The organism is Psychrobacter sp. GW64-MNA-CIBAN-0177 (assembly GCF_040309585.1).
Lineage (GTDB): Bacteria > Pseudomonadota > Gammaproteobacteria > Pseudomonadales > Moraxellaceae > Psychrobacter > Psychrobacter okhotskensis.
In genome coordinates this window covers 1-256 of sequence record NZ_JBEOOY010000398.1, presented here as the reverse complement: position 1 = coordinate 256, position 256 = coordinate 1, and the positions used below count along the sequence as shown (strand labels likewise).

Annotated in this window: 1 protein-coding gene; it reads left to right on the top strand. The window is 46.1% G+C overall.

Going from position 1 to position 256, the window contains the following annotated elements:
* The coding region (locus AAEY79_RS15610; RefSeq protein ID WP_352289487.1) for an alkaline phosphatase D family protein at positions 1-256 on the top strand (256 nt) is incomplete at both ends.

The window sequence follows — 256 nt, the reverse complement described above, 5'->3', positions numbered from 1 at the left end:
CAATTAGCCGGTCGCGCCCAAGCGGGCGACCCGACATTAACCACACAAGAGTTGGCTTACCTACAAGCTAATCAAGACAAATTAACCCCTGAGGTTATTGCACTGCTACAACTACCAGCCATTCCATACAACTTAGATGCTTGGGACGGTTATGCTTACGAGCGTGAAGTTATTTTAGCGACGGCAAAATCGTTAAATCATAACTTGGTGGTTATTGCCGGTGATACTCATAATGCATGGGCGAGTGATTTAACCG